Genomic DNA, 16,325 nt, shown 5'->3' with positions numbered 1-16,325 from the left:
ACAGCGCCACCACGCGCAACTGGCCCACGCCGGACAGCGCCTCGCGCGCGATCCAGCCTTCCACGTGCAGCGACGCCAATGCGCCCTCGCCTTGCAGCCGGTAGAGCCGGGTGTCGGAATTGAACAGGCCGGCGCTCATGGCTGCCGGGAACGCTGAAACGGGGTTGATGACGGCACAGTCATGGGGTCTCCAATGCACAGTCGTACAGCGAAGCCACCGACAAATAACACGCCGCCCCCCCGGTCGGAAATTCAGCCAGCCGTAATATGCAACCAAACATTGGCGCACTCGGCTAGCGGTATCCCGGCAGAACGACACGCGGTTGCCACGGCCATTGCGGCTACGGATTGCACCAAAAGCATGAGAAAGCGCGCCGATGATGCGATTCATCACAATTCATCAGATTCGGATAAGGACAACGCCAGGAGGCAGACCGGTTGCCTGTGTTGCGCGAGGGGCGCGGCGGCCACCCCCAAGCGCCGCGATTCATTTCCATAAAGCGAACAAGGGTTTTCCTATTTATTCGCTTTTCGCGATGAAGCGAGGTGCGTAGATTGGAGTTTTTTTTCGCGCCCGCCCATGTCCACGACCGCCCTGCCTGCCGCCAACGCCGCCGCCCGCACGCCCACCCGCCCATCCCGCGCCCTGGCGCGCATGCTGTCGCTGGACGACTTCGAAGCCGCTGCCCGCCGCCGACTGCCGCGGCCGATCTTCGGCTACGTGGCGGGCGCCGCCGAGGACAACCAGTCGCTGCGCGCCAATCGCGACGCCTTCGGCCGCTACGTCTTCCAGCCGCGCGTGCTGGTCGACGTGTCGCGCCGCAGCCAGCATGTGGAACTGTTCGGCCGGCGTTACGAATCGCCGTTCGGCATCGCCCCCATGGGCATCAGCGCCCTGTCCGCCTATCGCGGCGACATCGTGCTGGCGCGGGCCGCGCGCGAACAGGGCATTCCCGCCATCCTCAGCGGCACCGCGCTGATCGCGCTCGAAGACGTCATCAAGGAAGCGCCGGGCACGTGGTTCCAGGCCTACCTGCCCGGCGACCCGGCGCGCATCGACGCGCTGGTGGCGCGCGCCGCGCGCGCCGGCTACGAAACCCTGGTGCTGACGGTGGACATCCCGGTGTCCGCCAACCGCGAAAACAATGTGCGAACCGGTTTCTCGACGCCGCTCAAGCCCAGCCTGCGGCTGGCATGGGACGGCCTGACGCGGCCACGCTGGCTGGCTGGCACGTTCCTGCGCACGCTGCTGGCCCACGGCATGCCGCACTTCGAAAACTCGTTCGCCACGCGCGGCGCGCCGATCGTGTCGGCGTCGGTGCTGCGCGACTTCAGCGCGCGCGACCACCTGAACTGGGAGCACGTGGCGCGCATCCGCCGCCAGTGGCCGGGCACGCTCATCATCAAGGGCATCCTGCATCCCCGGGACGCGCGGCTGGCGCGCGAGCACGGCGCCGACGGCATCATCGTGTCGAACCATGGCGGTCGCCAACTGGACGGCGCCATTTCGCCGCTGCGCGCCCTGCCGGGCGTGGTCGCCGCGGCCGGCGCCATGCCGGTGATGATGGACAGCGGCGTGCGCCGCGGCGGCGACGTGCTCAAGGCGCTGGCGCTGGGCGCGCGCTTCGTGTTCGTGGGCCGGCCCTTCAACTACGCCGCCGCCGTCGGCGGCCAGGCCGGGGTGGCGCACGCCATCGGCCTGCTGCGGGCCGAGGTCGACCGCAACATGGCCATGCTGGGCATCAACCGCCTGGACCAGTTGGACGCCGACCTGCTGGCGCCGGCCTGAGATCGCGCGCGTCGATCCGCCCCGCCCATGACGGCCGGATACGATCCGGCAGGGCATAGAATGGCGGTTCCTCCGCTCTCGCCGGCCCCCGCCCCACCGCCCGTGTCCCTGCGCCAATCCTCGTTCTTCCTGCGTTTCCTGACCCTGGGCGCGCTGGCCCACGTCTACGTCGGCGCCCGCCTGATCCCCGACGCCGGACTCTCCGATCCGGGCAGCGCCGGCGCCATCCTGCTGCTGATCCTGTCTTGCATCCTGATTCCGCTGGGCATGCTGGCGCGCTCGTCCGTGCATCCGCCCTGGGGCGACCGCATCGCCTGGGTCGGCCTGATCGCGATGGGCCTGTTCTCGTCGCTGTTCGTGCTGACGGTGCTGCGCGACGTGCTGCTGCTGGTTGCGTGGCTGGTCGACCTGGCCACGGGCCTGGCGCCGCCCTGGCTCGCGCTGCGGCGCGCCACCGCGCTGGCGGTGGCCGGGTTGGCGCTGGCGGCCACGCTGGTGGGTTTCCACAACGCCCGCCGGCGCGCCCGCGTGGTCACGGTGGACGTGCCCGTGCGCGGCCTGCCGGCCGATCTCGACGGTTTCACCATCGCGCAGATCAGCGACATCCATGTCGGCCCCACCATCAAGCGGCGCTACGTGCAGGCCATCGTCGACGCGGTCAACGAACTGGCGCCGGACATGATCGCCATCACCGGCGACGTGGTCGATGGCAGCGTCGAACAACTGGCGGCCCAGGCCAGCCCGCTGGGCACCCTGCGCGCGCCCTTCGGCGTGTACCTGGTGACGGGCAACCATGAATACTATTCGGGCGCGGCGCCCTGGGTGGCGGAATTCCGCCGCATGGGCCTGCGGGTGCTGATGAACGAGCACGCGGTCGTCCATCCGGCCGGCCTGCCGCTGGTGGTGGCCGGCGTCACCGACTACAGCGCCGGCGCCTTCGATCCGCGCCAGCGCAGCAACCCGGCCGCGGCGCTGGCGGGCGCGCCGCCCGACGCGGTCGCGCGGATCCTGCTGGCGCACCAACCGCGCAGCGCGGCCGCCGCCGCGCCGCTGGGTTACACCCTGCAGCTGTCCGGCCATACGCACGGCGGCCAGTTCTTTCCCTGGGGGTTTTTCGTGCGCTTCCAGCAACCCTACACCGCCGGCCTGCACCGGCTGGGCGACATGTGGATCTACATCAGCCGTGGCACCGGCTATTGGGGCCCGCCCAAGCGGCTGGGCGCGCCGTCGGAAATCACCCGCCTGCGGCTGCGCCCGGCGCGCTGACCGCCCGACGCGCCACGGCTGGCGGCGCCGTTCAGGCCGCTTCCGGCAACGGGCCGCGCTCCAGGTAGCTGGTCAACGCGATATCGCTGGTGGTGTTGGTGATGCCTTCGATCTGGTGGATGCGCGCCAGCAATGCCTCCAGCGCCTGGGTATCGCGGACACGCACCTTGAGCAGCATCGCGCTCTTGCCCGTGATGGTGTGGATCTCCTCCACCTCGGTCAGTTCGGCCAGCCCCAACACCTGCTGGGTGATGCTCCAGTTGTTGGTATCGACATGCACGAACGCCAGCAGCGGACGGCCGATGCGGGCGCCATCGAGCTTGGCGGCGATGCCTTTGATCAGGCCATCGCGCTTGAGGCGCTTGACCCGTTCATGCACGGCGGGCGCCGACAGGTTCAGCAACTTGCCCAGATCGGCATAGCTCGGCGAGGCGTCCTCGGCCAGCAGCGTTAATAGTTTTCGGTCACGGTCGTCGAGATCTGGCATCGGAATCAGGTTCTGCCTAACGGCATTCGAACTTTTACGGGATAAGGGAATATCGGTATTAACCCTTATTTTATTCCAATAAAATGCCCGGCATGCAGAACCGCGACACCGCGCAAGACACATCGCGCAATTCCCCCCTGCCGGCCGCCATCCCGGCCCTGATGTTCGCCGTCAGCGTCGTCGGCTCCAACGGCCTGGCCCTCAGTCCCATCCTGTCCGACGTGGCGCGCTCGTTCGCCAGCACGCCCCTGACCGTCAGCACCGCGATCTCCGCCTATGGCGCCGCCACCGCGGCCAGCGCCTTCCTGCTGGCGGCCCGCATCGACCGCTGGGGCATTCGCCGCGCGCTGCTGACCGCCATGACGGTGCTGATCGCCGCCCTGCTGCTGTCGGCCAGCGCGCCGCACTGGATCGTGCTGACGGTGGCCCAGGCCCTGGCCGGCGCCGCCGCCGGCGTGATCCTGCCGGCCGCCTATGGCTCGGCCACGCTGGTGGCGGCCGCCGGCCAGGAAACCCGGTCCCTGGGCCGCGTCATCTCGGGCTGGTCGGTGTCGCTGGTGGCCGGCGTGCCGCTGTCGGCGCTGATTTCCGACGCCATCGGCTGGCGCGCCACCTACGGCGTGCTGGCGCTGTGCGCCTCAGTGGCCCTGGCCGGCCTGCGCACGCTGCCCGAACGCCGCAACACCCATGCCGCGCCGCCGCGACTGTCGCGCCTGCTGGCGCCGCTGTCGTACCGCGACGTACCCGTGCTGCTGCTGGGCTGCCTGGCGTTTTCGAGCGCCTTCTACGGCGTCTATGCCTTCCTGGCCGACCATGTGCGCACGCTGCTCGGCCTGACGGCGGGCCAGGTGGGCTTCATCGCCTTCGCCTACGGCGCCGGCTTCCTGCTGGCCGGCCTGGCCGGCGCGCCCCTGATCGAGCGCCTCGGTCCGCGCCGCGCGCTGCCGTTGGCGCTGGCGACAATCACCGCGGTCTACCTGGCGCTGCTGCCGGCCGCGCATGCGCTGGCGGCGGTGCTGGCGATTGCCATGCTGTGGGGCGCCGCCTCGCAATTGAGCCTGAACCTGCTGGTGTTGCTGCTGTCGCGGGCCCGCCCCGACGAGCGCGGCGCGGTGCTGGGGCTCAATACCTGCACCACCTACCTGGGCGCCAGTCTCGGCACCGCGGTGGCCGGCACGCTGTACACCCACGCGGGCTTCGAGGTCCTGGGCCTGGCCGCGGCCGCCGCCGTGGCGCTGGCCGCGCTGACGCTGCATTGGCGCCTGAACGGCCGCCGCGCCGGCGAGCGCCGCGCCGCCGCCTGAGGCCGCCTCAGCCCGGCAGCACCACCGCGCAATCGCGCCCGGCGCGCTTGGCCTGATACAGCGCCTGGTCGGCGCGCCGCAGCACATCCGACATGCTGGCGTCGGTCTCCAGGAAACGCGTGATGCCGCCACTGGCCGACAATACCAGCGCGTGGCCGTCGATCTGCGCGGGATGCTGGCGCAGACCGCCGCGCAACCGGTCGCAGATCGCCAGGGCCACGTCCTTGTCGGCGTCGGCCAGCAACACCACGAATTCCTCGCCGCCCAGACGGCCCACTGCATCTTGCTCGCGCAGGCACGCGCGCAGCTGGTCGCAGAAATGGCGCAACGCGGCGTCGCCGCCCAGATGTCCATAGCGGTCATTGACTTGCTTGAAATGGTCCAGGTCGAGCATCAACGCCGTGTGACAGGCGCCGCGCTTGGCCGATTCCAGCAGGCCTTTCATGCGCTGCAGGATCTCGGCCCGGGTCCAGCAGCCGGTCAGGCCGTCGACCTTGGCCATGCGAGCGAGGGCGGCCTCGTTGCGGCGGTTTTCGGTCATGTCCATGCCGATGTTGATCACACTGCCGTCCGGCAGGCGCACGTTGGACCACATGACGGAAAGGCGCTCGCCGTCGCGCGCGAGCGGCTGCCATTCGCGGAACGACGGGTGCGGCGCGCGGCCCACGCTGTCGATGACGCGGGCGCGGACCTCGGGGTCGGGATAGAACAGGGCCAGCGGCTCCGCGTGGCGATTGATCTCGTCGCGGGTCCAGCCGAAGCGGCGCTCGCAGGCCTCGTTCCAGAGCAGGCACTTGCCTTGTTCGTCAAAGGCGTTGATCAGCACGGGCGCATTCTGGAACAAGGCTTGATACTGCGCGACCATTTGGCGCAGGTGCGCGAGCTCGGCATCGCGCGGATCCGGCACGCCGGCGGGTTCGTGGCTGGCGCCTCGCTGCTGCGAGGCAATCAAAGCGTCATTCGAAGAGACGAGTCGCATGGGGTCGCAGGCGAAAAGGCGGCGCGGCCCGGGCCGCCGCTGCGGGCCGGGGCGTGAAAGGCGCGGCCAGTATACGTTCAAGCCCGCCCGGCAATTGCCAAGAAGCGTCAAGTCGCGCCCGCCAACGCGCGGGCAGGGTCGCTTACCAGGGGAACGTGATCAGGTCGCCGTACAGGCTGCGCAGCTTGGCCTTGACCTCGGGCGACTGCTGATAGATGGAGATGAACTTCAGCAGCCGCGGATCCTGCGCATGATCGGGCCGGGTGACCCAGCGAATGGCGTAGCGGCGCACGTTGGCCGGATCGGTGTTGTCGAATGCCAGGCCGTCCTTTTCGTCCAGGCCCGCCTGCTTGGCGAAGGTGGTGTAGGTGACCGAGGCCGTCACGTCGTCGAACACCCGCGCCGACTGCGAGCCTTCGATCTGCACGAATTTCAGGCGCTTGGGATTGTCGGTCACGTCCTCGAGCGTGGCCTGGTGCGCCACGCCGGGCTTGAGCTTGATCAGGCCGATGGATTCCAGCAGCAGCAAGGCGCGGCCGGTATTGACCGGATCGTTGGGCACCGCCACGGTGGCCCCTTCGGGCAGCGGCTGGCCCTTCTTGAGCTTCTTGGAGAACAGGCCGATGGTGGTGGAATAGCCGTAGGCGATGGGCGTCAGGTTGGCGCCGCGGCGGGCATTGAACAGTTGCAGGAACGGTTCGTGCTGGAAGAAATTGGCGTCAACCGAGCCATCGGCCACGGCGATGTTGGGCAGCACCCAGTCGTTGAATTCGACCAGTTGCACCTCCAGGCCGGCCTTGCGCGCCTCGGCGACCGCGATTTCGGTGGCGGCGTTGGCCACGGTCGGAATCAGGCCGATGCGCAGCGGCTTGTCGGCAGCCAGCGCCGCGGTGGCGCTGGCCAGGCCGAGGACGGCGACGGCCAAGGTGCGCGCCAGGGACGGAAACACGGAAAGCAAGGACATGGAATCATCCACTCGGAAAACGGTCGACATCGCGTATTGTGCCGCAGCAGGCTGCCGCCATGGCCAAAGGCCGCGCGCCCGCCGTGGCAATCGCGCGGCGCCACGGCGCTACACTGGCCCCCGGCACTGAAACCCTGCATCACGGAGCCCGCCTTGCAAAACACCGTTACCCTGCCCACCCATGTCACCCTGATCGGCGCCCCCACCGACATCGGCGCGGGCGCGCGCGGCGCGTCGATGGGCCCCGAGGCCCTGCGCGTGGCTGGCATCGGCCCGGTCATCGAAGCCCAGGGCTTCACCGTCACCGACCGTGGCAATCTCTACGGCCCGGCCAATCCGTGGCAGCCCCCGGTCGACGGTTACCGGCACCTGGACGAAGTGGCCGCCTGGAACCAGGCCGTGCACGACGCCATGTACGAGGCCCTCGCCCAAGGCACGCTGCCCATCCTGCTGGGCGGCGACCATTGCCTGGGCATCGGCTCGATCAGCGCGGTGGCCCGCCATTGCCGCGCTGTCGGCAAGAAACTGCGCGTGCTGTGGCTGGACGCGCACACCGACTTCAACACCAACGCCCTGACGCCCACCGGCAATATCCACGGCATGCCGGTGGCCTGCCTGTGCGGCCACGGCCCGGCGCAGATCACCGGCATGTCGGGCCAGACGCCCGACATCGATCCGTCCTGGGTGCGCCAGATCGGCATCCGCAGCGTCGACGAGGGCGAGAAGCGCCTGGTGCACCAGGCCGGCCTGGAAGTCTTCGACATGCGCTACCTCGACGAAATGGGCATGCGCGCCACGATGGAAGCGGCGCTGGCCGGGCTGGACGAGGACACTCACCTGCACGTCAGCTTCGATGTCGATTTCCTCGATCCCGAGATCGCCCCCGGCGTCGGCACCACGGTAATGGGCGGGCCGACCTACCGCGAAGCGCAGCTGTGCATGGAGATGATCGCCGACACCGGCCTGATGCGCTCGCTGGACGTGGTGGAATTGAACCCCGCCTTCGACGTGCGCAACAAGACCGCCGACCTGGCGGTGGACCTGATCGAGAGCCTGTTCGGCAAGTCGACACTGGTGCGGCGCGGCGCCTGACGCGTCAGGCTTCGCCCTCGCGGCGGATCGCGCTGGCCGCCGCCGCCAGGCATCGGACATGCTCGTCGCGCCGCGCCCGCACCCGCGGCGTCGGCCCGGCCAGGCATAGCGCATACCATTCCCCCGCGCGGTCCAGCGCCACCGCCAGGCCGGTCAGGTCGGCCACGCTTTCGCCCGCGTTCTCGGCCCAGCCGCGCGCCTCGGCTTCGGCCACGTCGGCCAGCAGCGCCGCGCGCGTGGTGCGCGTATGGTCGGTGTAGCGGCGAAAGTCGGCCGCCGCCAGCACCGCGTCGCGCTCGCCGGGCGCCAGGCGCGCCAGGATCGCCTTGGCCACCGCGCTGGTATGCAGCGGCCGGCGCTCGCCCGGCCGGGTGGCGTAATGCACCGGCTGCGCGGATTGCGCCACCTCCAGGAACAGCACGCCGCCGTCCTGGATCTTGCCCAGCATCACCGTTTCGCCGGTATCGTCGCGCAGCGCCGCCAGTGACGACCGCACCCGTTCCAGCCACGGATCGCCCGCCTGGATCAGGCCGCACAGCGCCTGCAGGCGCGGCGTGGGGTAGTACCCGCCGCGTCGTCGCACCTCGTACAGATAGCCGCGTCCCACCAGCGTGCGCACCAGCGCCAGGCAGCTCGACATGGGCGCGCCCAGGCCCTGCGCCAGCTCGGTGAGAGACAGCGGACGGCGCGCCTGCGCGTACAGCTCGATCAATTCCAGGGTGCGGACGACCAGTTTCACTTCCATCGTGGGGACCTCGTCAATGGACGTTGACTTTTCGTATCTGTGAACATAAATTCTTGCACAGGAATTTTTATTCACCAATAAGAATAAATTTTCAGCCGGATGGAGAACCGGCGCCCGGCCCCAACATTCGCGTCATACCCAAAACTCGATATTCGGCTCGCCCGACGGGCCGTGGAGACAAACCGATGCGTATCAAACCCCTGTTGGCGGCCGCGGCCGCCACGCTGGCCGCCGTGAGCGCGCCGACCGCTTCCGCGCTGGCCCAGGATGTCGTGAGGCTGGGCGTATCCAATGACCGATCCGGCATCTATTCCGACCTGGGCGGCCTGGGATCGGAAATGGCCGTGCGCATGGCGGTGGAGGATTTCGGCGGCAAGGTCGCCGGCAAGACGGTCGAAGTGGTCGGCGCCGACAACCAGAACAAGGCCGACGTGGCCTCGGCCCTGGTGCGGCGCTGGTTCGATACGCAGCAGCTGGTGGCGGTGGTCGATGGCGGCGCCAGTTCCGCCGGCCTGGCGGCGCAGGGCGTGGCGCGCGAGAAAGGCGGCACCGCCCTCATCAGCGGCGGCTTCGCCGGCGATTTCAGCGGCAAGCAATGCAGCCCGCTCAGCACCCAATGGGCGCCCGACACCTACGCGCTGGCCAATGCGGTGGTCAAGAGCGTGGTCGAAAGCGGCGGCCAGTCCTGGTACTTCATCACCACCGATTACGTTTTCGGCAAGTCGCTGGAGGCCAACGCCAGCCGCTTCGTGCAGGCCGCCGGCGGCAAGGTGCTTGGGAGCACGCGACACCCGCTGGGCGCGATGGACTTCGCCTCGTTCCTGGTGCAGGCGCAGGCTTCCAAGGCCGACGTGGTGGGCCTGGCCAGCGCCGGCGGAGACCTGGTCAACCTGATCAAGCAGGCCCAGGAATTCGGGCTGACCGGCGGCAAGCAGCGCCTTCTCACCTTCCTGACCTTCATCAACGACGTGCAGGCCATGGGCCTGCCGGTGGCGCAGGGGCTGACCTTTCCCACCGGCTTCTACTGGGATGCCGACGACGATACGCGCGCCTGGACCCGCCGCTGGCAGCAGAAGATGGGCGTGACGCGGCCGCCGTCGATCGTGCAGGCCCTGAGCTACGTCGCCACCACGCATTACCTGCAGGCCGCGCAGGCCGCCGGCACCTTCGAGGGTGCGGCTGTCAACCAGAAGATGCGCGAGTTGCCCATCACCACCAAACTGATCAAGAATGCCCGCATACGCCCCGAAGACGGGCGAGTCATCATGGACCTGTATCTGGTGGAAGTGAAAAAGCCCGCCGAATCCAAGTACCCCGGCGACTTCTACCGCATCCTGTCCACGGTGCCTGGCGAGAAGGTGTTCGTCTCGCTGGCCGACAGCGAATGCCCCCTGATCAAGAAATAAGTCCATCCCGGAGGAGACATCCCATGAAGTGCTATTGCGTCGTCAATTTCCGCGAACCGCTGCAGGAAATGGAGCAGGCCACCCCCACGCCGCAAGGGTCGCAGGTGCTGCTGAAGGTACGCGCGGCGGGCGTCTGCCACAGCGACATTCACTTGTGGGAGGGCGGCTACGACCTGGGCCAGGGCCGCACCCTGTCGCTCAAGGAGCGCGGCGTGTCGTTGCCCCTGACGATGGGCCACGAGACGGTCGGCAGCGTGGTCGCGGCCGGCCCCGATGCGCAAGGGGTGCAGTCCGGCCGCAACTACCTGGTCTATCCGTGGATCGGTTGCGGCGCCTGCCCGACCTGCCTGTCGGGCCAGGAAAACCACTGCACCGCGCCCGCCTGCCTGGGCGTGCATCGGGCTGGCGGCTACGCCGACCACATCCTGGTGCCGCACCCGCGCTACCTGATCGACATCGGCGACCTGGACCCGGCCCGCATCGCGCCCTACGCCTGCTCGGGCCTGACCACCTATTCGGCGCTGCGCAAGATCGGCGAAGCCGTCTACCGCGAGCATCCGGTGGTCATCTTCGGGGCCGGCGGACTGGGCCTGATGAGTCTTACGCTGATCAAAGCGTTGGGCGGCAAGGGCGGCATCGTCGTCGACATCGACCCGGCCAAGCGCCAGGCCGCGCTGGAGGCCGGCGCCCTGGCCGCCATCGACGGCGCCGCGCCCGACGCCGCCCAGCAGGTCATCAAGGCCGCGGGCGGCAAGCCGCTGCAGGCCGCCATCGACCTGGTGGGCGCGCCGTCCACCACCGCCCTGGCCTTCGACTTCCTGACCAAGGGCGGCAAGCTCATCATCGTCGGGCTGTTCGGCGGCGCTTCGTCGTGGCCGATCGCGCTGATCCCGATGAAGGCCATGTCCATCATCGGCAGCTACGTCGGCAACCTGGCCGAGCTGCGCGAGCTGATGGACCTGGTGCGCGCCGGCAAGGTGCCGCCGATGCCGGTGCACCGCCATCCGCTGGCCGAGGCCGACAGCGTGCTGGCCTCGCTGCGCGCCGGCAAGGTGCTGGGCCGCGCGGTGCTGACGGTGGAGTGAGCCGTGTCGGCCGGCGGGGGATTTCGATTGGGCCTATCATAGACGCCAGTCTCCCCTTCCCCCGCCCGTACAAAGGACCTCGCATGACCGACCGCCAGCTCACCATTCTCGCGGCCATCAACCTGCTGATCGCGGTCGGCGCCGGTGCTTTCGGCGCCCACGGCCTCAAGCGCCTGGTGACGCCCGAGCTGCTGTCGGTCTGGCAGACCGGCGTCATGTACCATCTGGTCCATGGCCTGGGCCTGTTCGTCATCGCGCTGCTCGGCGCGCGCTACGGTTCGCCGCTGCTGTCGGCCGCCGGGTTGGTGATGTTCATCGGCATCGTCCTATTTTCAGGTAGCCTGTACGTCCTGACCCTGACCGGCACCCATTGGCTTGGCGCGATCACGCCCGTGGGCGGCGCGGCCTTCCTGGCCGCCTGGGCGATGGTGGCGCTGGCCGCCTACCGCGCCCAGGGCTGAGCCCTCGCCGGGCCGCCGCCCGGCAACCCCGCATTACCTTCCCTGGCGGCCTCGGCCGCCTTTCCCGCTGAACCCCGATGTCCTCCTCTACCGTTTTTCCCGCCGCGCGTGACCATTCCGCCTTCGCAGGCATCGCCTGTGTCGCCGGCGGCATCTTCTTCCTGACGCTCAGCGACGCCAACGCCAAGTGGCTCGGCACCACCTACAACCCGCTGCAGATCCTGTTCCTGCGCGCGCTGATCGCGCTGCCGTTCGTCACCGCGCTGGCCATCTGGCTGGGCGGGCGCCGGGTGCTGCGCACCGCCCATCCCGGCCTGCACCTGACGCGCGGCGCCATCAATGTGGTCTCGGCCTGTTGTTTCTACCTGGGGTTGCGCGCGCTGCCGCTGGCGGAGGCCACCGCCATCGCCTTCGCCGCGCCGTTGTTCGTGACGGCGCTGTCGGTGCTGATCCTGAAAGAGCGCGTCGATGGCCGCCGGTGGCTGGCGGTGCTGGCCGGCTTCGCGGGCGTGCTGATCATCGTGCGGCCCGGCACCGACGCGTTCCAGGCCGCGACCCTGCTGCCGTTGACCACCGCCTTCCTGTACGCCGTGATGATGATCACGGCGCGCGGCATCGGCCGCGGCGAAGGCATGCTCACCACCACCTTCTACATCGTCGCGGGCCAACTGGTTTGCAGCGCGCTGGCGCTGCCCTGGGTCTGGCACGCGCCGGCTCTGGCCGACCTGCCCTATTTCGCGGCGGTGGCGCTGTTCAGCACGCTGGGGCTGGCGCTGATCACGCAGGGCTTTCGCATCGCGCCGGCCTCCGTGGTGGCGCCGTTCGACTACACCGGCCTGATCTGGGCCACGCTGCTGGGCTGGATCTTCTGGCGCGAGGCGCCCGATGCCTACGCCTACCTGGGCGCGCTGTTCATCGCCGGCAGCGGCGTCTACATCGCGCTGCGCGAGGCGCGCGGGTCGCAGAAACGGCGCGCCACAGCCTAGCGTGCCGTGGCGCGGTCAACCACCAACCGGGTCAGCGATCGCGCCGCGCCCGTCGCCTGGCGCGGCGCGATGCCTACTCGGTCGGCGGCGGGAAATTGCGCTTGAGCACGCGCGCCACGTCCGGTTCCTGGGCGGCCTGGCGCGCCACTGCCGTCAGCGCCGGACAGTTGGCCTCGAACCAGGCCTGGCCCGGCCGCCAGTGCGTCATCACCGTCACGTACAGGTCCAGCGCGGAAAAACGGCGGCCCAGCATGTGCGGCGCACCGGCCTGGCGTTCCAGTTCCAGCCACAGCTCGGCGCGCCGCGTATGTATCCGCTCGCGCAGCAGCTCGGCCGGGGCGCCTGGGGTGGTCCATTGCGGCGGGTCGTCGCCATACGTGAAAGTGGGATAGATCGCCGCCACCAGGCGCACCAGCAGGTTCAGGAAGCGCGCCCGCTCAGGCCGCGCAGGCTCCGGCGCCAGGCCCGCCTGCGGCGCGACGTCGTGCAGGTGCAGCACCATGGCCGCGCTTTCCGTCATCACCTCGCCGTCCGGCGTGATCAGCGTCGGCACCTGCCCCAGCGGATTCAGGTGCAGCAGCCGGTCGCGTTCGGGACCGGGCTTCAGGTAAGGCACGTCGGTCAGCGTATGCGGCACGTTGGCCAGCGCCAGCGCCATTTCGACCACGGCCGAGCCGCAGCCCTGCGAGCCGATCAGTTCATACGTCTTCATGATGGTCACCCTCCCGTTTGCGCCGGCGCCAGCCGCAGCAACTCGCCCGGCGAAGCGTCGGTCAACACATAGACATAGCCGTCGAGCCCCTGCCGCACGTCGCGGATGCGGGCCTTGCGCTCGCCCAGCAGGCGTTCCTCGGCCACCACCTTGTCGCCATCCAGCGTCAGGCGGATCAGGTCCTGGTCCGCCAGCGCGCCGATGAAGAGCGAGTGGCGCCAGACCGGGAAGCGGTCGGCGTCATAGAACGCCATGCCGCTGATGGCCGGCGACTTGGCCCACCAGTACAGCGGCGGCTCCATGCCGGGCAGCGTCTCGCCCTTGGCCTCGGGTATCGGCTGGCCGGAGTAATTGATGCCATACGTCGCCAGCGGCCAGCCGTAGTTCCTGCCGGGCTGCACCAGATTGATCTCGTCGCCGCCGCGCGGGCCGTGTTCGTTCTCCCACAACGCGCCAGTCCAGGGATTGCGCGCCATGCCCTGCGGGTTGCGATGCCCGTAGGACCAGATCTCGGGACGCGCGCCGGCCTTGCCGACGAAGGGATTGTCGGGCGGCACCGAGCCGTCGACCTTCAGCCGCACCACCTTGCCCTGCAGCTTGTCCAGGTCCTGCGCGGTGGGGCGCTGGTTGTTCTCGCCCAGCGAGATGAACAGGTAGCCCTTGCCGTCGAAGACCAGGCGCGAACCGAAGTGCAGTCCCTGCGACAGCTTGGGCGTCTGGCGGAACAGCACCTGGAAATCCTCCAGCGCGCTGGCATCGGCCGAGAGGCGGCCGCGGCCGACCGCGGTGCCGCTGCGCGAACCGTCGGATTCGGCATACGAAAGATAGACGTAGCGGTCCTGCGCGAAATCCGGCGACAGCGCCACGTCGAGCAGGCCGCCCTGCCCTTGCGCGGCCACCTTGGGCACGCCGGCCAGCGGCTTGGACAGGCCCCCCGGCGTGCGCAGCAGGCGCAGGTTGCCCGGCCGCTCGGTGATCAGCACGCCCCCTTCGGGCAGGAAGGCCATCGACCACGGATGATCCAGGCCGCCCACCACCACCGTCACCTGCGCGCGCGCGGCGGGCGGCTGCTCGGGGCTTTTCTGCGGCGTGGCCCAGGCCGCGGCCGCGCACAAGGCGGCGCCGGCGAAGGCGATCAGGGACGAGGCGCGACGGATCGCGGACGGGCGTGACGGCATGGACATCTCCGGCGGCTGGGTGGGCGCGGCGGCGCTCGGCGGCGCCGCGCGGGTGGCGTACCATAGGAGCCAGCGACGGGTGGCCTCCCGTCCATTTCTCTCAGGAGACTCCCTTACATGAAACTGTACTACATGCCCGGCGCGTGCTCGCTCGCTTCCCACATCGTGCTGGAATGGATCGGCAAGCCCTACGACGCGCACAAACTCAGCCGCGATGAACTCAAGGGCCCCGCGTTCCTCAAGGTCAATCCGCTGGGCGCCGTGCCCGCCCTGGACGACGACGGTTTCACGCTGACCCAGAACGTCGCGATCCTCGAATACCTGGCCGAACAGGCGCCGCAGGCCAAGCTGCTGGGCGACGGCTCGGCCCGCTCGCGCGCCGACGTGCGCCGCTGGCTCGGCTTCATCAACTCCGACATCCACAAGACCTTCTCGATGATCTTCGGCGCGGGTCGCTTGCTCGCCGAGGAAGCGCCGCAGCAGGAACTGGCCGCCTCCGCCTCCAAGCTGCTGACGCGCCTGTTCGCGCTGCTGGACGCCCAGCTGATCAACCAGCCTTACCTGGGCGGCGAAGCGCCGTCGGTCGCCGACGCCTACCTGTACGTGGTGCTGCGCTGGGCCCATGCCAAGCAGGTCGACCTGTCGGGCCAGGACCACCTGGCCGCGTTCTTCAAGCGCATGCAGGACAACGCCGGCGTCAAGGCCGCGCTCAAGGCCGAAGGCCTGGAGTAAGCCCGCCAGGCCGGCATGAGCGGCCGCCCCGAACGCCCCGCCGCCCTTGCGCGCCGGGGCGTTTTCTCTTGCGCGCCGGCCTGATTGCCTTCAGCCGCCGGCCAGCGCCGGCGCCGCGCTTTCCAGGGTCTTTCTGACCGCCGCCAGGAAGCGCCGCGCCAGCAGCGGCGGCGCGCTCAGGTTCGAATGCGTGGCCCAGATTTCGACGCTGGCGCCCGGCGCGATCGGCCGCAGCACCATGCTGTCGGTCTGGTCGGGCGACACGCACCACGCGTCCACCAGCGCCGGCCCCAGGCCCTGCTGCACGAAGGAACAGGCCGTCACCGGCGAATGCACCTCCACCGCCGCCGCGCAGGCCGGCGCGCCGCCGAAGAACGATTGCAGCGCGCGGCCCAGCGGCGTGTCGTGCGGATAGCCGATCCACGCCGCCGAAGCGAAATCCTCCGGATGCACCACCTCGTGCGCGGCCAGCGGATGGCCCCTGGGCAGCACGCACACCACCGGCACCGTCGCCAGCCGGACCGACGTCAGGTTGGGATGGTCGGGCGGCCGCATCGAAATGCCGATATCGGCCTGCCCCGACAGGAAATAGGCCGCCAGTTCGTCGAACGTGACGCTGCGGTAGTCGACCCGCGCCGCGCCGTTGCGATCGCGAAAGCGCCGCAGCGCCATCGGCACCAGCCGCTGGCCATAGCTGGCGCTGGCCACGATCCTGAGCATGCCCGCGCCCGATTGCCCGAGGCTGGCCGCGAGATCGTTGACGCGCTGGATGCCGCCATAGACCTGCTCGACCTCGGCGTACAGGCGCCGCGCCTCGGCGGTGGGCGAGAGCCGGCTCCTGACCCGCTCGAACAGGCGGTAGCCCAGGCGCGTCTCCGTCAGCGCCAGCACCCGGCTCACCGCCGGTTGCGACACATGCAGCATGCGGCCGGCGCCGCTGATCGAGCCGGCCATCATGATGGCGCGGAACACCTCGATCTGGCGCAGGTTCAGCGGCCGGCCGGCGCTGGGCCCGACCTCGTCGGCGTAGGCCTGCTCATCCATGTTGGTTCCCCTTGATCAATAACGGCGGATTATAGGTTTTCGACATTTTTCGATGACGCAGTGCCGCAATCCCGGTGCTAATCTGCCCGCCTCCA

General features: G+C 69.4%; 16 protein-coding genes. 9 read left to right on the top strand and 7 right to left on the bottom strand.

Annotated elements, in window-relative coordinates; translation table 11 throughout:
- The first annotated feature begins 580 nt into the window (after nt 1–580).
- Both HV742_RS27455 and HV742_RS27450 read left to right on the top strand, forming a co-directional pair.
- On the top strand, nt 581–1,789 hold the full coding sequence (locus tag HV742_RS27455) for an alpha-hydroxy acid oxidase (RefSeq protein WP_175146878.1): 1,209 nt from the start codon (nt 581–583) through the stop codon (nt 1,787–1,789).
- 102 nt (nt 1,790–1,891) lie between these two features.
- The gene (locus HV742_RS27450; protein WP_175146877.1) at nt 1,892–3,055 is read left to right on the top strand and encodes a metallophosphoesterase; all 1,164 of its coding nucleotides are present in this window, start codon (nt 1,892–1,894) and stop codon (nt 3,053–3,055) included.
- A gap of 31 nt (nt 3,056–3,086) precedes the next feature.
- Here HV742_RS27450 and HV742_RS27445 read toward each other — a convergent pair whose 3' ends face one another.
- Nucleotides 3,087–3,542: an Lrp/AsnC family transcriptional regulator gene (locus HV742_RS27445; RefSeq protein ID WP_049073566.1), complete on the bottom strand. Its 456-nt coding sequence runs from the start codon at nt 3,540–3,542 to the stop codon at nt 3,087–3,089.
- Between the two features lie 92 nt (nt 3,543–3,634).
- Here HV742_RS27445 and HV742_RS27440 point away from each other — a divergent pair, with 92 nt between their 5' ends.
- Nucleotides 3,635–4,846: an MFS transporter gene (locus HV742_RS27440; protein WP_175146876.1), complete on the top strand. Its 1,212-nt coding sequence runs from the start codon at nt 3,635–3,637 to the stop codon at nt 4,844–4,846.
- A gap of 7 nt (nt 4,847–4,853) precedes the next feature.
- Here HV742_RS27440 and HV742_RS27435 read toward each other — a convergent pair whose 3' ends face one another.
- Together HV742_RS27435 and HV742_RS27430 are read right to left on the bottom strand one after the other, a co-directional pair.
- Nucleotides 4,854–5,825 carry a GGDEF domain-containing protein gene (locus tag HV742_RS27435; protein ID WP_049073565.1) on the bottom strand — a complete coding sequence of 324 codons (972 nt, stop codon included), beginning with the start codon at nt 5,823–5,825 and terminating at the stop codon, nt 4,854–4,856.
- A 142-nt stretch (nt 5,826–5,967) separates the two neighbouring features.
- Nucleotides 5,968–6,789 carry a MetQ/NlpA family ABC transporter substrate-binding protein gene (locus tag HV742_RS27430; RefSeq protein WP_100509592.1) on the bottom strand — a complete coding sequence of 274 codons (822 nt, stop codon included), beginning with the start codon at nt 6,787–6,789 and terminating at the stop codon, nt 5,968–5,970.
- A 153-nt stretch (nt 6,790–6,942) separates the two neighbouring features.
- On the opposite strand from HV742_RS27430, the gene rocF reads away from it, so the two are divergent.
- Nucleotides 6,943–7,881 carry an arginase gene (gene rocF, locus HV742_RS27425; protein WP_049073564.1) on the top strand — a complete coding sequence of 313 codons (939 nt, stop codon included), beginning with the start codon at nt 6,943–6,945 and terminating at the stop codon, nt 7,879–7,881.
- 4 nt (nt 7,882–7,885) lie between these two features.
- On the opposite strand, the gene HV742_RS27420 is transcribed toward rocF, so the two are convergent.
- The gene (locus HV742_RS27420) at nt 7,886–8,626 is read right to left on the bottom strand and encodes an IclR family transcriptional regulator (RefSeq protein WP_175146875.1); all 741 of its coding nucleotides are present in this window, start codon (nt 8,624–8,626) and stop codon (nt 7,886–7,888) included.
- A gap of 185 nt (nt 8,627–8,811) precedes the next feature.
- Between HV742_RS27420 and HV742_RS27415 the strand changes: the two genes are divergently transcribed.
- The 4 genes from HV742_RS27415 (at nt 8,812) to HV742_RS27400 (ending at nt 12,564) form a co-directional block, all read left to right on the top strand.
- Nucleotides 8,812–10,032, top strand: coding sequence for an ABC transporter substrate-binding protein (locus tag HV742_RS27415; protein WP_175146874.1), 1,221 nt, complete (start codon nt 8,812–8,814; stop codon nt 10,030–10,032).
- Between the two features lie 23 nt (nt 10,033–10,055).
- Nucleotides 10,056–11,117: an alcohol dehydrogenase gene (locus HV742_RS27410; protein ID WP_049073561.1), complete on the top strand. Its 1,062-nt coding sequence runs from the start codon at nt 10,056–10,058 to the stop codon at nt 11,115–11,117.
- A gap of 83 nt (nt 11,118–11,200) precedes the next feature.
- On the top strand, nt 11,201–11,578 hold the full coding sequence (locus tag HV742_RS27405) for a DUF423 domain-containing protein (protein WP_049073560.1): 378 nt from the start codon (nt 11,201–11,203) through the stop codon (nt 11,576–11,578).
- Nucleotides 11,579–11,655: 77 nt separating this feature from the next.
- Nucleotides 11,656–12,564 (top strand): DMT family transporter, encoded by a 909-nt coding sequence (locus HV742_RS27400; protein ID WP_068953521.1) that lies wholly within the window; start codon nt 11,656–11,658, stop codon nt 12,562–12,564.
- 73 nt (nt 12,565–12,637) lie between these two features.
- Here the strand turns inward: HV742_RS27400 and HV742_RS27395 are convergent, their stop codons facing one another.
- Both HV742_RS27395 and HV742_RS27390 read right to left on the bottom strand, forming a co-directional pair.
- Nucleotides 12,638–13,276, bottom strand: coding sequence for a glutathione S-transferase family protein (locus HV742_RS27395; protein ID WP_175146873.1), 639 nt, complete (start codon nt 13,274–13,276; stop codon nt 12,638–12,640).
- A 5-nt stretch (nt 13,277–13,281) separates the two neighbouring features.
- Entirely contained in the window at nt 13,282–14,454 is a 1,173-nt protein-coding gene (locus HV742_RS27390; protein ID WP_175146872.1) for a PQQ-dependent sugar dehydrogenase, read from the bottom strand.
- Between the two features lie 117 nt (nt 14,455–14,571).
- Between HV742_RS27390 and HV742_RS27385 the strand changes: the two genes are divergently transcribed.
- Nucleotides 14,572–15,186: a glutathione binding-like protein gene (locus tag HV742_RS27385; RefSeq protein WP_049073557.1), complete on the top strand. Its 615-nt coding sequence runs from the start codon at nt 14,572–14,574 to the stop codon at nt 15,184–15,186.
- 90 nt (nt 15,187–15,276) lie between these two features.
- On the opposite strand, the gene HV742_RS27380 is transcribed toward HV742_RS27385, so the two are convergent.
- Nucleotides 15,277–16,230: a LysR family transcriptional regulator gene (locus tag HV742_RS27380; RefSeq protein WP_175146871.1), complete on the bottom strand. Its 954-nt coding sequence runs from the start codon at nt 16,228–16,230 to the stop codon at nt 15,277–15,279.
- Nucleotides 16,231–16,325: the final 95 nt, after the last annotated feature.

This window comes from Achromobacter ruhlandii, from assembly GCF_902859695.1.
Lineage (GTDB): Bacteria > Pseudomonadota > Gammaproteobacteria > Burkholderiales > Burkholderiaceae_B > Achromobacter > Achromobacter ruhlandii.
The sequence above is the reverse complement of the archived record's forward strand: the minus strand, read 5'-3'. Positions and strand labels throughout refer to the sequence as shown.